This window comes from Lysinibacillus sp. TE18511 (assembly GCF_054062295.1).
The window spans coordinates 114,148-129,421 of the sequence record NZ_JBSSFD010000007.1; the positions used below are offsets into that span (position 1 = coordinate 114,148).

Sequence of the window (15,274 nt, forward strand, 5' to 3'; positions counted from 1 at the left end):
AATTTTCTACTCCCATATTTATTTCCCTAAATATTGCGGTGCTCTCTTTTCCTGGAAGGCAAGTAAACCCTCTAAACGATCTTCCGTAGGGATCAGAGAACTATATGCGAGAGATTCGATTTTTAAACCAGTAGCTAAATCTACCTCGATCCCTTGATTAATAGCAATTTTCGCCTGTACTAAAGATAGTGGTGCATTTTTTGCCATTTCAAGTGCTAGCTGTTGAGCCTTTTCAAATACTTCATGTCCTTCAAAAACGTACTCTACAATACCGTAGCCTTTTGCTTCCTGTGCATTTAATCGACGAGCCGTATAAATTAGTTCCTTTGCTTTTCCAATACCAATGAGCCGAGGAAGTCGCTGTGTTCCCCCTGCTCCAGGAATAATCCCGAGAGATGTTTCCGTAAGGCCTATCTTTACATGTGTAGCTGCAATACGTAAATCACAGGCTAACGCTAGTTCGAGTCCACCCCCAAAAGCAACGCCATTTAATACGGCAATAACTGGCTGAGCGAGTGCCTCTACTTTTGCCACTGTTGCACCGATTAATTGCACAATTTGCTTAACTTGTCGGTCTGACATTCCTTTCCGTTCTTTTAAATCTGCACCTGCACAAAAAGCTTTTTCCCCTGCTCCTGTTAGCAAGACAATTCGCACTGCCGGATCGCCATTAATTTTGTCGATTGTCGCACTAAGTTCTTGGAGTAATTGTACAGACATTGCATTTGCAGCGTCAGGTCTTGAAAGTGTAATAAGCCCAATACTACTATCTAATAATTCAAAACGAACGAGTTGCGTCATAATTGACTCGCACTCCTTTCATTACGGGCAATCGCCATTTGTTTAGATGTAACTGCCTTACCTAGTTTCTGTTCAATAAAATGCGTCGCCTCTAGCACTTTATTGAGTTCTACACCTGTTTTAATACCCATTTCATCTAATAAATACAATAAATCTTCTGTGGCTACATTGCCTGATGCTCCCTTGGCGTACGGACAGCCCCCAAGCCCACCAAGTGCACTATCAAACTTGGTAATCCCCATTTCTAAAGATTTCACGATATTTGCTAATGCCGTGCCACGTGTATCATGAAAATGCATCGCAAAATTTTCTACAGGATATCTTTTTAGTAATTCTGCTAAAAGACTTTCCACCTGTGTTGGTACGGCAACACCAATCGTGTCACCAAGTGAAATTTCATCGATGCCCATTTCTAATAATTTTTCTGTTACTCGCAAAACCTTTTCTGGTTGTATGTAGCCTTCATATGGGCATCCAATCACTGTTGAAATATAACCTCGCACTTTTTTATGCGCTGCCTTTGCCCCTACAACTACTTCCTCTACTATCGGAAATGTTTCATTAATCGTTTTATTAATATTGTTTTTATTATGGCTTTCACTCGCCGACATAAAAACGCTCACTTCATCTACATCTGCCTGTAATGCACGTTCTAAGCCACGCATATTCGGTACTAGTGCTGCATACGTTATATCTTTTTGGCGTTTAATGGCTTGTAGTACCTCCACTGCATCTGCCAGCTGTGGAATCCACTTCGGATGCACAAAGGACGTTACCTCGATATAATTCAAGCCAGTTTGACTAAGTAAATTCACTAGCTGTACTTTATCGGCAGTTGCCATATGCGTCTTTTCATTTTGCAAACCGTCACGAGGACCTACTTCCTTTAACGTTACATGCTTTGGTAGCTGCATCAAGAAGCCTCCTTATTCGATTTCTAAAATATCATCATCAACGTTAATGAAATCCCCTTCGCTCGCCATGATTTTTGTTACCACGCCATCTTCTTCTGCTGCAATGGGAATCTCCATTTTCATCGACTCTAAAATTGCCACATCTTGTCCTGCTGTCACTTTCTCGCCCTCTGCTACAACGATTTTCCATACTGTTCCTGCCATGCTCGCTTTAACTGTTGCCATTGTGATCCCTCCAAATATTTAGTAACAGGGCTGTCTGAAATACTCTTCCAAATCGAAAGTTATATGGACAGCCAGCCCCAGTCTTTATTTTGTCTCCGCTAATTGAGGTAGATAATATTCATCCACAAATTTAGTTGTTGTATAGCCCTTTAAAAATTGTTCATGAGTGACTGTTTTTAAAAGCATCGGAATATTAGTTTGAATTCCTTCTACTTTATATGCTTTAAGTGCTTCAATAAGCCTTTCACATGCAATTGCACGTGTTTCTCCCCAAACGACTAATTTGCTAATCATCGGATCATAAAAAGGCGTTACCGTAGAACCAGCCTCTACTCCACATTCATGGCGAATCCCGTCACCCGTAGGTAATTCAAGCGTCGTGATTGTGCCCGGAGAAGGGAAAAAGGTTGAAGGATTTTCAGCATATATGCGTACTTCAATCGCATGCCCATCTTTTTGGATGCTATCACGTGTAAATGCTAATGGTTGTTTTGCTGCTATCTTCAATTGTTCTTCTACTAGATCCAGCTTCGTAATTTCCTCAGTCACCGGATGCTCCACCTGTAAGCGTGTATTCATCTCTAAGAAATAAAAATTTTGATGTTCATCTACTAAATACTCAATCGTTCCAGCATTTACATACCCAATATGTTGAACTGCCTTGACTGACGCATCTAGCATACGCGATCTTGTTTCTTCAGAAATGAATGGAGATGGTGCTTCCTCAACTACTTTTTGGTTTCTGCGCTGAATCGAGCACTCCCGTTCAAATAGCGGTACGACATTACCATCATGGTCCGCAATAATTTGTACCTCGACGTGGTGGGGATTAGCAATAAATCGTTCCATATACATCGTGCCATCACCGAAGAATGACTGCGCACGCTTTTGATTTCCCTCAAATGCTTTTGCTAATTCCTCAGCATTTTCAACTAGCTGCATGCCGATACCCCCACCACCAGCAGAGGCTTTTAACATAATCGGATAGCCTAGACGGGAAGCAATTTCAATAGCTTCTGTTACATCTTTCACTGGTGTCTCTACACCTTCAACAATAGGGACACCCGCTGCCTTCATTGTTTTACGAGCCTCTAATTTACTACCCATTGAAGCAATGACTGCGGCGCTTGGCCCAATAAAAACTAAGCCCGCCTCTGTACAACGTTTAGCAAACTCAGCGTTTTCCGATAATAAGCCATAGCCGGGATGAACAGCGTCAGCACCGCTTTCCTTAGCGACTTCAAGAATACGATCAATATTTAAATAGCTTTGTGCAACAGGTGGTTTCCCAATACAGAACGCCTCATCAGCATCCTTAACATGTAAGCTTGCAGCATCTGCCTCGGAATACACCGCAACGGTTTGAACATTTAGTCGTTTGCATGTTCTTATAATACGTCTTGCTATCTCTCCACGATTTGCAATTAAAACCTTCTTGAACATAACACTGGCCCCTTTCTTACTTCACTACGGCAACAAAATTCTCACGTAATCTATATTTCTGAACTTTCCCTGATGCAGTCATCGGATAGTTATCGATAAAGAAAATATGTCGTGGGATTTTATGTCTTGAAATTTTATCCCGACAATAATCGCGAATCTCTTCCTCCGTTGCTTGCTCGCCTTCTCGCAAAATAATCCAAGCTGCCGCTTCCTCTCCATAGATAGGATCAGGGACACCAGCAACTTGCACATCTGAAATTTTCGGATGTGTATAAAGGAATTCTTCAATTTCACGAGGATATAAATTTTCACCGCCACGGATGATCATATCTTTTAAACGCCCTGTTACACGAATATAGCCAGCCTCATCCATCGTTGCTAAATCCCCAGTATGCAGCCAGTTGTCTTCATTAATTGCAAGAAGCGTTTCTTCTGGGTTATTATAGTAACCTTTCATGACGTGGTAACCTCTCGTACATAGCTCCCCTTGTTCATTCGGCGCAGCTTCTTCGTTTGTACCAGGAATGACAATTTTCACTTCTAGATTCGGCAATGCACGACCGACTGTTTCCACTTTTAAAGATAGCGGGTCATCTGATCTCGTTTGTGTAATAACAGGTGAAGCTTCCGTTTGCCCATAGCAGATCGTAATATCCTTCATACCCATTTTGTCGATAACAGCCTTCATCACCTCTATAGGGCAGTTTGAGCCAGCCATTACACCTGTACGTAATGTCGATAGGTCAAAAGACGAAAAATTCGGTAAATTAAGTTCACTGATAAACATCGTTGGCACGCCATGTAATGCGGTACATTTTTCTTTTTCAACCGTCCGCAACACTTCAGCAGGTGAAAATTCCTGCACAGGCACCATCGTTCCGCCACAAGTTGTAATCGCTAATGTTCCAATCACACAGCCAAAACAGTGGAAAAATGGTACAGGTATGCATAAACGATCTTCAGAAGTTAATCGCATACATTCTGCAATATTTATCGCATTATTGACTAAGTTGTAATGCGTTAACATAACCCCTTTCGGAAAACCTGTCGTTCCCGAAGTATATTGAATATTAATAACATCATCATAATGAAGTGCTTGCTGTCTCTGATCTAATTGCTCCTCTGTTACTTGCTCAGCAGCAGATAAAACATCCGACCAATTAAGCACTCCGGGATATTTCGTCTCGCCAATTAAAATAACATTTTTCAATAAAGGTAGTCGCTTTGATTGCAAATTACCTGGTTCACAATGTTTAAGCTCTGGACATAACTCTTGCAGTGTATTCATAAATGAATGGTCGCGATAATTTTCAATTAAAAATATCGTTGTCGCATCGGATTGCTTTAGTAAATATTCCAACTCACTTGCACGGTAATTAGTATTTACGGTAACGATTGGGGCACCCATTTTTCCTGTCCCAAATTGCAGTTGTACCCATTCAGGAACATTCGTCGTCCACACTGCAATATGTTCACCCTTCTCTATACCAAGAGCCATTAATCCCCTCGCTACTAGGCGACTTTGACGATTTAGCTCCTCATATGTCATACGTAAATCTCTATCTGCATACACTAATGCTTCGCGCTGTGGATACTTTTTCGATTGTTCATCTAGCAATTGACCAATAGTTTGATACACAAGCTCTGCCATGAAAATCCCCCTTAATTATGATTAACAGCCAATTAGACGAGAAATAACGAGACGCTGAATTTCAGATGTTCCCTCACCGATTTCCATTAACTTAATGTCACGCAGATGACGCTCTACATCGTATTCTTTCATATACCCTGAACCACCGTGAATTTGAATTGCTTGATTACAAGTACGGAAGCCCATTTCAGAAGCAAATAATTTTGCCATTGCTGCTTCCTTCCCAAATGGTTTCTTTTGATCTTTAAGCCATGCCGCCTTATGTACTAACGTACGCGCAAGCTCTATTTCCATTGCCATATCGGCTAATTTAAATTGTATAGCCTGTAGCTTTGATATTGGTGCACCAAATTGTTCACGTTCTTTTGCGTATTTTAACGCTTTCTCATAAGCAGCTTGTGCAATCCCTACAGATAATGCAGCAATGGAAATACGTCCTCCATCTAAAGTGTTTAAAAATTGACTAAATCCGCGTTTTTCATCTCCTAAAAGATTAGCTCTTGGTACACGCACGTTTTGCAAAACAATCTCACATGTATTGGAACCACGTACGCCCATTTTGTCGTAATTGCAGTTGATCGTTACGCCAGGCGTATTGGTTGGTACTATGATAGATGAGATAATTTTTTTACCATCTTCACGTTTACCTGTCACTGCTGTCACAATAATTTGACGTGCATAGCCAGCATTTGTGATCCAGCATTTTTCACCATTAATGATGTAATCATCACCATCAATTACGGCTGTTGTAAGTGTCCCACCAGCATCTGAACCTGCATTGGGCTCTGTTAAGCCAAATGAACCTAACGTTTCACCCTTCGCTAACGGAACAAGCCATTCCTGCTTTTGCTCCTCTGTCCCGAAGTTATAAATAGGTGAAGCACCTAGGCTAACTGCTGCTGCATAGCTCAAACCTGTGCCCCCACATGCACGACCAATCTCTTCAACAGCAATTGCGTAGGAAATTGTATCCCCACCTGAACCGCCGTATTCTTCAGGGAATGGAATACCTAATAACCCTAGTTCCGCCATTTTTTTAAAGCTTTCTATTCTCATTGTCGATGTCTCGTCAACCTCACGAGCATACGGTTCAATTTCTTTTTCTGCAAAATCACGCACCATGTCTCGAATCATCTCTTGCTCTTTCGTTAGCTCAAAGTTCATCCCTAATCCCCCTAAGTTCAAATTTGCCATAGCAGATTTCGTTCAGATGACAGTTACAATAAATACCGACTAGTCGGTTTGTTTGAACGATTAATCAATTTCGCCTTGGCGTAATTGTTGCTGTCGCTTCGCTTTCGCACAGAAAACATTTTGTTGCTGTCGCTGCGCTTTCGCACAGAAAACATTTTGTTGCTGTCGCTGCGCTTTCGCTACAGAAAACATTTTGTTGCTGTCGCTGCACTTTCGTTACAAGAACATTTTGCTGAATGAAGATCAAACCAGTCATTGTGCTGGCTACCCCTTAACCATAAATTCAACTGCTTCTTTCATTGCTTGTTCAGTGACAATCGCACGCAATACCATATCCGTAAATACAGCTGTAATTTCCTCCATTGTCAATGGACCCGTTTGTTTAAACCATTTGTATGTCCAGTTAATCATCCCAACAATAGCCATCGTTACAATAGTACAAGGTAGTTCTGTACGGAAATCCTTCGTTTGTTGGCCTTCCTCTATGACTTTTTGTAAAATATCCCGATATTGATCTCGTTTTTTATGAATAATTTCACTATATTCTTCTGGCAATGAACGACTTTCCTCATAAAAAACCGTTATATGTGCTTGATACATATCAAATACTTGTGTCAGCGTTTGTAGCATTGCACATAAACGAGTAATCGGTGTATCGAATTTGTCATATGCCTCCTGTGACTGTTTAATAACATAAGAAATAAATACATCATGAATTTCATATAACAGTTCATCTTTCGATTTAAAATTATGATAAAATCCACCTTTTGATGCACCAATATATTCAACAATGCGATCAACAGTTACATTGTGATAGCCATCCTGCTGAAACAGCACTACAGAAGCGTCAACAATGCGTTGTTTTAACGTTTTCTTTACCATAGGCATCTATCATCCTTCATATTGCTCTTTACTCCATCACTCTTTATAATCAGAAAAAAACTTCTACTTTATTGGTGCATCATCATAACGTAAGGTTGATTTTTGTTCTGACTGGGGGCTTTCCCGCTTGTGCTCCAGGTTCTCGTCTGAGACGCCAATCCCAGAGGAGTCCTCCACTCCAAACAACTTATATACATTCCATAAATTAGAATAAGTGTAATCTCCAAATTTTGATGATGAATCGTTTAATAATCGTTATTTTTCCAAATTATAAAAATACTATGACAATATCAATATAGCATTTACAAAATTTAGTGTCTAGCAATAAAACGGATTTTACGAGAATTTATTTTACATAAAACAGAATTATGATTCACGAAACAAATGAACAAACACACATTTACTGTATGATTTCCACCTTGTTTTTATTACTAAAAATTAAAAAAAAAGAAAAATCGATGATGTTCGATTTCTCTTTCTCATTACTATCAGCTCGTTATGTCCCAGGAGATGTCTGTGCTCCTCTACCCTAAATCCCTTCACTTTATAAAGCTCGTAAAATGGCTCTCGTGATAATGTTCACACCTGTAATAAGTCGCTCACGATTAAACGTCATTTTCGGATGATGTAATCCCGGTGTTACACCACAACCTAAGCCAAGCATTGTTGCTTTAAGATTAGGACGTCCATACGTATAAAAATGAAAATCTTCTCCTCCTGGAGTGACAACTGGTAAAGCACATGCTTTTTCACCAACAACGTCAATAATAGCCGAATTCAAATGCTGTAATGCCTCTTCATTTACTAATGCTGCAACAATATGCGCATCTACATTTAAGGAAATTTTGGCACCATACATTGCTTCTATCGATGCCCTTACACGTTCAACGCCTTCTGTGATCGTTTGCATTACTTCATTTGTTTGCGCCCGTGCATCAATACTAAATGTTGCTTTCCCTGGAATAATATTTGCGGAGTTACCTCCTGTATTAAATTGCGTCATTTTGACTGACGCGGAGACATTCGGGTCCGTCCAAATTTTTTGTAGACCTTCGACAATCGCAGCCCCTACCTCAATCGCATTAATGCCAAGTTCAGGTCGTGCGCCATGCGCCTCTTCCCCAATAATAGTCCCAGTAAAAAGCTTTGCTGCACCATGATACAATGCCGGGGCATACGTTCCATCCTGTAATTCTTTTAACGGACGCACATGGACACCAAATAAGTATTCTAAACTATCAATTAACCCCTTCTCGACAAATGCACTAGCCCCTTGCCCTTTTTCTTCAGCGGGCTGAAAAAGTATACGCACCGCTCCAGAAAGTAAGGGCTCCATGTCCTTTAAAAGTAGTGCCGTCCCAATAGCCATCGTCATATGACCGTCATGTCCACAAGAATGATTTGCCTTAAAGACACCATCTACCTCCTGCCAAAGCGCATCTATATCAGTACGAAAGCCAACTTTTGGTGTCCCTTTACCAATATCAACATAAAGTCCTGTCATATCATCGAATAAATGAGGCTCCATTTGTGCCTCTCGCAATAAATCAGCAATATATTTTGTGGTTTCATGCTCTTGCCAGCTGATTTCCGGATGCGCATGTAAATGTGTAAATATATTAGCCAATCTTGGCTGTAAGTTTTGTAAAACTTGGTTCATTTTTTTCAACTCCATCGATTTGCTAAAAAGCTATTTTGGAAATTATCATATTTTACGCGCTGATTTTCATAATAGTCGTGATTTTGCGCCATCATACCCGCAATTAGTGTATTTAACAATGAGATGAGTGCTGGCATTGCGTCAATCGTAGACATTTCTTGTTGTTCATTCACAAAGGTAATCGTCGCATACCGCGTAATTGGTGCAATTTCACAATCAGTAATACCAATAATCTCGCAATTTTTTTCTTGAATTTCAGCGGCAAATTGAATCGGTTCATTAGAATAACGATGGAACGATAAAATAATTACCAAACTATCCTGATCAATTTCTTGTAAAGCTCTACATCACTTTTTAAGCTACCATCCTATTCAATAGCCTTTCTATCCAAAACGATTGGATTGTTATACCACATTTGCTATTTCGTGTATAATTAAAAGAAAACAAATTACAATATTTATTAAATAAAACGGGTGATTGTAGAATGATGAAAAAGATTATGGTTGTAGGAGCATCTGGCGTTCTTGGTCAATTAGTTTGCCATGAATTACTAAGAATATATAATCATCAAATAAGGTTAATAGTGACGGACTATAAAACTGAAAGAGGAGAAAAATTAGCCAACTCTTTTAACACGGATGCTCAATTCCAATATTTAAATGCAAATGATGAAGAAAATGTAAAACAGGTAATAAAAAATATTGATACTGTAGTTGTCGTATTGAAGCAGAAAAATCCATATATCCAAAAAGCATGTATAGAAAATAAAATATTATGTATAGATGTCACACCATTTTATGACTTTGTAGAGAAAGTTAACGAGCTTAATGAAGATGCAGAAAACCATGATGTAGGTTTAGTTGTAATGTCTGGGTTTTTCCCTGGATTATCAGGATTAATGGTCAAAAAGGCTATTTCAAATTTTTCAGAAGTGACAGAGATTAATGTCGGATTATTGCAAAATACAAATGCTAAAGCTGGGATTTCTGGAATTTTAGATATGTTAAATATAATTGCCCAACCAGTAAAGTTTGAAAACAAAGTGATCTCTGGATTTACTAATAAAAGAAAAATGTATTTCCTTCATCACCTTAAAGAAAAAGAGATAAGATGTATAGACCATTCAGAAAAAGCTATCTTAAAAGACATGTTGGGCATTGGCTCTATAAATTATTGGACTTCTTGGAATGTTAATGTTTTCAATAAACTAGTATCTTTTTTAAGACAAGTTGGATTCATAGAAAACGTTCATAAGTACAAGGATGTTCTATCAAAGGTAGTAAAACATAAGCCTCATCAAAATGAAAATGCTTTTCTTACGGTTGAGGTAAAAGGAACAATCGATCACAAAGAGAAGGTAAAAATATTAGCCTTGTCCACCTTTTCTGATTATCATACAACAGCCATGGCAACTGCTTCTTTAGCAAAAATTGCTCAACAAAAAAATGTAAAAGGTGTAGTTTCCCCTTTTGAAATAACAAATATAGATGAATTGCTGTCCGAAATAAATTGTCCCGACATCGTTATCGAGGAAATTGAAAAATAAAGGATTACAGTGAAATCAAATTTTATTCATAGTTAAAATAAAAATGTGCAAATCTAAAATTAGATTTGCACATTTTTTACCTATTCATCAAACTTCATCCCTTTTAATAAATCCGCAAACGCGTTATTAATAGGTTCCGCTTCTTTTTCTTGCTGCTTCATATACTTTTGTACGCTACGTTTATCTACCTTACCGCCGCCTTCTTTTTTACGACGGGCTTCAAATGCAGATAATTTTTCACGATAGCCACATTTACATACGAAGATTTGGCCATCACCTTCACCACGTAGCTCTAGCTTTTTCTTACATTGTGGGCATCGTGCATTTGTAACACGTGATACATTTTTACGATGACCACAGTCACGATCTTGGCAGACAAGCATTTTGCCTTTTTTACCGTTTACCTCAAGCATTGGCTTACCACAATCAGGACAGGACTTTGTAGAGATATTGTCATGTTTGTATTTTTTATCACTTGATTTAATTTCAGATACTATTTCTTTCGTATGCTTTTTCATTTCATTAATAAATACTTCTTTTTTAAGCTTGCCTTTAGCGATTAATTCTAGCTTTTGCTCCCACTCGGCTGTTGTTGCAGGAGAACGTAATTCTTCAGGCACTAAGTCAAGCAATTGACGACCTTTTGAAGTAATATAAATTTCTTTACCACCACTACGTTTTTCAATTAAGAATGAATTAAAGAGCTTTTCAATAATATCTGCTCGTGTTGCAACTGTCCCTAGTCCACCTGTTGATTTCAAAGTATCTACAAGCTTCTTATCATTCGTTTCCATATACTTCGTAGGATTTTCCATAGCTGATAGCAATGTCGCCTCTGTAAAGCGTGCTGGTGGTTTTGTTTGACCAGATGTTTGAGCGATTAGCTTTGTTTTTAATACTTGTCCGTGTTCTAAACGAGGAAGCATTTGCTCTTTCACATCATCCGATGACTCTTCATCGTCAAAACGATTTTGATACACTTCTTTCCACCCAGCATTTATTACGGTTTTCCCTTTGGCAATAAATTTCTCATGACCAATTTGAGATTGAACTGTTAATTGCTCATATTCTTGCGCTGGGAATAATACAGCTAAAAATCGTTTTACTACTAAATCATAAATTTTACGCTCTTTATCATTGAATGCCGATAAATTCACATAGCCTTCAGTTGGAATGATGGCATGGTGATCGGATACTTTACTATCATCTACAAATGATTTATTCGCTTTAATTGGCTTTGTTAAGATCTTATTTGTTAATGTACGATATTCGCCAATACCACATGCTTTTAGACGCTCAGGTAATGTACCTACAATATCAGACGATAAATAACGTGAATCCGTACGAGGATATGTCAGTACTTTATAAGATTCATACAGCTTCTGCATGATATTTAATGTTTCTTTTGCAGAATAGCCAAATAATTTATTGGCATCACGTTGTAATTCTGTTAAGTCATAAAGACCTGGGGCAAATGACTTTTTAGGCTTGCGGTCAATTGCAACAATTTTTGCATCCTGGTTGCCCAATTCTTTGACAATAACGTCTATTTTTTCTTTATTAAAGCTACGTGAATTTCCGTTTGCATCTTGCCATGTCAGCTTTAACGAATCTGTTTGTGCTTCAATGCCATAGTACGTTTGTGGTTTGAAGTTCTTTATTTCATCTTCACGTGCGGCAATCATTGCAACCGTTGGGGTTTGCACACGACCACAGTTCAGCTGTGCGTTAAATCTTGTTGTTAGCGCACGTGTCGCATTTAAGCCAATGTACCAATCTGCTTCAGAACGAGCGACAGCAGCAGCATATAAATTCTCGTAGTTTTTACCCGGCTTTAAATTAGCAAATCCTTCTTTAATAGCTTTATCTGTGACAGAAGAAATCCACAAACGTTTAATCGGCTTTTTCACATTTGTTTTTTCTATAATCCATCGAGCAACTAATTCCCCTTCACGCCCAGCATCAGTAGCCACAATGATTTCATTTACATCATTACGAGTTAACTGTGATTTGACCGCATTAAATTGCTTACCTGTTTGCTTCATCACGACTAGCTTCATTCGTTCTGGCAACATCGGAAGGTCTTCTAAATTCCATGTTTTATATTTATTATCGTAGGCTTCTGGATCGGCTAATGTTACTAAATGCCCTAATGCCCAAGTAACAATATATTTGTCACCCTCTAAAAATCCGTTCCCCTTTTTATTACATTTCAAGACATTTGCTATATCACGTGCAACTGAAGGTTTTTCAGCAATAACTACACTTTTAACCATATATTCGTACTCCTTTACTAACTATGTAATGTCTAATATACCACAAATTAAAATGCAGAAATTGTTTTGAACTCTCTATATAACCTCCATAAGCTTACAGCTAGTATTAGAGCTGCAACTTTTTTATGGTTTACTGTTTTTTGTAAAAATGATTGAAAATGACGTGCTTAAATATCTAAACTCTAATGTGTTGCAATGAAAGCACTAGACAGCAGCTGTTTAAAAGGAGTAAAAATTTGATATAGCTATAATTTTGTAAAAAAAGAATGGACTGAGTGGCATAAACCATCCAGTCCATAACTTTTACCGTTCTCTAAAAAAACATACTTACAAAAAAGATGCTTCTAAAGAGGATTAAGGCCATTTTTTTCTCTATTCCACATTCCCTTTTTGATAATAGGAGCAGTATAAATCCAAGCTATAATTAAGTTTGGCACCCAACATAGCCAAGCGATCACTACATAATATGATACATAAGCTTCACCGCCAAATATAAGAGCAAAGAGCCCAAGCCATAAACGTAATGTGACAGCAACAAATGTTAAACTATAACTTCTAATCGCCCACGCTCGATGAAAGTAATTCTCACCTTTTATAGCGTAGTTAGTCACCATCAGGCCTGAATAAATCCATAAAATTGAAAGGAGAATAAAACCAATATGGGAAACAACCCCTCCAGTTGAATAAAAGGCAGTATAAAAACCTGATATTCCTCCAATTAGAATTCCTCCCACATATGCATATCCCATGATTCTGTGGACAGCCAACTTATCTCTGCGAATCTTTTTAACAAATAAAAAGGGACCAATAAGTAACGGAATTGAAGAACCGATAATATGGATAAGTATCATCATATCCCATATACTCGAAAGCTTTTCTTGATAATAATACACTTTCACATAATAAAATCCAGAGTCAACCAAACCGATAATCCCATATTGGATAATGGCATATATAACGATACTAATCCCTAATACAAACATGCTCCATTTAAAAAACATTTTTATTTTACTGGATTCTGTCAAGAATACAGACCACCTTCCTGTTTTAAGAAACTAGGCTAAACGACGAACTTCAACCGTTGGCAGATATGCCTATTTAGCTTTTATTTCGTTTGATCCTTTTCTTTAATCAAATCCCTTAGTAGCTTTCCAGCATGAAATATCTCCATTTTTTGTATATGATTCATCCCTTTTCCACATACAGATATTTGATAATTACTTTCGATTTGAAAAGTTTGTATCATTACATTTTGCTGTTTTCCATCTAATACTATTGTAGGTTCTTCAACATAAACATTTGTCTGTAGATGATTTGGTGATAAGCTCAGTCCTATACCAATCATTTTTAAAAAGCTTTCCTTTACTGTCCAAATCTTATAAAAGCATTTTACCGCTTCATAATTAGGAAGGGATTGTAACTTTGTATATTCTTCCTCTGTAAGGGCACCTTTCATTGTGTCAAAACAGACAGGCTTTATATATTCAATATCTACACCAATTTCATCCTTAGAAACTGCTAATACAACCCAACGCTTTGAATGAGAAATATTAAAATGAAAAAGGTCTTGATTTTGGATAAACGGCTTTCCGTACTTTGTAAAGCTTAAAGAATTGGTATACTGATCAAATTGAGGGAGAACCTTTTTCAGCATCATATACCCTAGTAAACTTCTAATACTATCTTCTATATGATAAAATGACTTTATTTTCTTTCTTGTATCAGGGGGAAGAAAACTAATCGCTCTATTGATTAGATGATCATCTATCGAATCCAAGACTTTTACTAGATATAAATGGGTACTCATAATGTTATACCGCTGATAATTCTAGTACCTCTGCGATTTGTTGCACAATCAGTTGTTCATGCTGATGAATAAAGAAATGATCCCCTTCCATTCTCATTAATTCAAAGCTTCTATTTGTCAGCGAACTCCATTCTTCCATAGACTCTACTGAAACATTTTTATCATTAAGCCCTGAAAAAGCTGTAATAGGAACAGGTATACTATTATTTTCAGTAGAAAATTGGTATGTTTCACAAATTTGAAGATCCGCTCTCATAATAGGAAGTACTAAATTTAATAATTCTGTATTATTAAGAATCATCTCCGGTGTTCCATCCAGTTCTCTTAGTCTTTGAATAAGTGCTTCATCTGGTAAATCGTAAGTCTTTTTATTGGTACTTCTAGGAAGATGCGGTGCTCTATGAGCTGAAGGGAAGAAGTGCTTTGGCAACAGCCCCTCATCCTTATTTAAAGACTGAATTAATTCATAGGCAATTAAAGCCCCCATACTGTGACCAAAGAAACAAAAAGGTTTTTCCTCTAAATAAGGAATAATCGCTTTTTTTAACGTTCCCACTAAAATATCCTTTTGACGAATAGATGGTTCGTTGATTCGTCTCCCCCTTCCTGGCAATTCTATACAAGCTAACTCAATAGAATCTGGCAGATAATCATTCCATCTTTTATAAACATTAGCTCCACCGCCAGCATAAGGGAAACAAAATAATCTCAAGCGTGCCTCTGTTTTTTTATCATCTATTACTACCCATTTATTTTGCAATTCGCTCACTCCTTCACTCTAATAGAAGTGCTGCCTTTCCATTACGAAAAAGCAGTACCTGCATAATGCAAATCTTCATTTCCTATTCTGCTAGTTTTAAAGCAGTAGCGTGATT

15 protein-coding genes are annotated in these 15,274 nt (G+C 37.8%); 1 reads left to right on the forward strand and 14 read right to left on the reverse strand.

Annotation, left to right across the window (positions count from 1 at the left end; genetic code table 11):
• Positions 1–18: 18 nt before the first annotated feature.
• The 10 genes from ACVWXS_RS07780 to ACVWXS_RS07825 form a co-directional block, all read right to left on the reverse strand.
• The gene (locus tag ACVWXS_RS07780; RefSeq protein WP_456957386.1) at positions 19–801 is read right to left on the reverse strand and encodes an enoyl-CoA hydratase; all 783 of its coding nucleotides are present in this window, start codon (positions 799–801) and stop codon (positions 19–21) included.
• Positions 798–1,715 (reverse strand): hydroxymethylglutaryl-CoA lyase, encoded by a 918-nt coding sequence (locus ACVWXS_RS07785; protein WP_402983012.1) that lies wholly within the window; start codon positions 1,713–1,715, stop codon positions 798–800. The genes ACVWXS_RS07780 and ACVWXS_RS07785 overlap by 4 nt, the downstream gene beginning before the upstream one ends.
• Positions 1,716–1,727: 12 nt before the next feature.
• Positions 1,728–1,940, reverse strand: coding sequence for an acetyl-CoA carboxylase biotin carboxyl carrier protein subunit (locus ACVWXS_RS07790; protein WP_068985196.1), 213 nt, complete (start codon positions 1,938–1,940; stop codon positions 1,728–1,730).
• 84 nt (positions 1,941–2,024) lie between these two features.
• Positions 2,025–3,383 (reverse strand): acetyl-CoA carboxylase biotin carboxylase subunit, encoded by a 1,359-nt coding sequence (locus ACVWXS_RS07795; protein WP_374963989.1) that lies wholly within the window; start codon positions 3,381–3,383, stop codon positions 2,025–2,027.
• Positions 3,384–3,399: 16 nt separating this feature from the next.
• Positions 3,400–5,034, reverse strand: coding sequence for an AMP-binding protein (locus ACVWXS_RS07800; protein ID WP_374963990.1), 1,635 nt, complete (start codon positions 5,032–5,034; stop codon positions 3,400–3,402).
• 21 nt (positions 5,035–5,055) lie between these two features.
• Entirely contained in the window at positions 5,056–6,198 is a 1,143-nt protein-coding gene (locus ACVWXS_RS07805; RefSeq protein ID WP_456957389.1) for an acyl-CoA dehydrogenase, read from the reverse strand.
• A gap of 94 nt (positions 6,199–6,292) precedes the next feature.
• A complete protein-coding gene (locus ACVWXS_RS07810; RefSeq protein ID WP_456957391.1) occupies positions 6,293–6,484 on the reverse strand; it encodes a hypothetical protein in 192 nt (63 codons plus the stop codon).
• A gap of 8 nt (positions 6,485–6,492) precedes the next feature.
• Complete coding sequence (locus ACVWXS_RS07815) at positions 6,493–7,110, reverse strand: TetR/AcrR family transcriptional regulator (RefSeq protein ID WP_456957393.1); 618 nt, start codon at positions 7,108–7,110, stop codon at positions 6,493–6,495.
• Between the two features lie 544 nt (positions 7,111–7,654).
• Positions 7,655–8,770: a M20 peptidase aminoacylase family protein gene (locus ACVWXS_RS07820; protein ID WP_456957395.1), complete on the reverse strand. Its 1,116-nt coding sequence runs from the start codon at positions 8,768–8,770 to the stop codon at positions 7,655–7,657.
• 5 nt (positions 8,771–8,775) lie between these two features.
• The gene (locus ACVWXS_RS07825; RefSeq protein ID WP_456957435.1) at positions 8,776–9,099 is read right to left on the reverse strand and encodes an SIS domain-containing protein; all 324 of its coding nucleotides are present in this window, start codon (positions 9,097–9,099) and stop codon (positions 8,776–8,778) included.
• A gap of 155 nt (positions 9,100–9,254) precedes the next feature.
• Here ACVWXS_RS07825 and ACVWXS_RS07830 point away from each other — a divergent pair, with 155 nt between their 5' ends.
• Positions 9,255–10,316 (forward strand): saccharopine dehydrogenase family protein, encoded by a 1,062-nt coding sequence (locus tag ACVWXS_RS07830; protein WP_456957397.1) that lies wholly within the window; start codon positions 9,255–9,257, stop codon positions 10,314–10,316.
• 80 nt (positions 10,317–10,396) lie between these two features.
• On the opposite strand, the gene ACVWXS_RS07835 is transcribed toward ACVWXS_RS07830, so the two are convergent.
• From ACVWXS_RS07835 to ACVWXS_RS07850, 4 genes are all read right to left on the reverse strand, one after another.
• Positions 10,397–12,592 (reverse strand): DNA topoisomerase III, encoded by a 2,196-nt coding sequence (locus tag ACVWXS_RS07835; RefSeq protein ID WP_456957399.1) that lies wholly within the window; start codon positions 12,590–12,592, stop codon positions 10,397–10,399.
• Positions 12,593–12,936: 344 nt separating this feature from the next.
• Positions 12,937–13,617: a DUF2306 domain-containing protein gene (locus ACVWXS_RS07840; RefSeq protein WP_368636060.1), complete on the reverse strand. Its 681-nt coding sequence runs from the start codon at positions 13,615–13,617 to the stop codon at positions 12,937–12,939.
• A gap of 80 nt (positions 13,618–13,697) precedes the next feature.
• On the reverse strand, positions 13,698–14,399 hold the full coding sequence (locus ACVWXS_RS07845; protein ID WP_368636059.1) for a 4'-phosphopantetheinyl transferase family protein: 702 nt from the start codon (positions 14,397–14,399) through the stop codon (positions 13,698–13,700).
• Between the two features lie 4 nt (positions 14,400–14,403).
• Positions 14,404–15,159, reverse strand: a complete 756-nt coding sequence (locus ACVWXS_RS07850) for a thioesterase II family protein (RefSeq protein ID WP_456957401.1) — start codon at positions 15,157–15,159, stop codon at positions 14,404–14,406.
• Positions 15,160–15,274 lie beyond the last annotated feature (115 nt).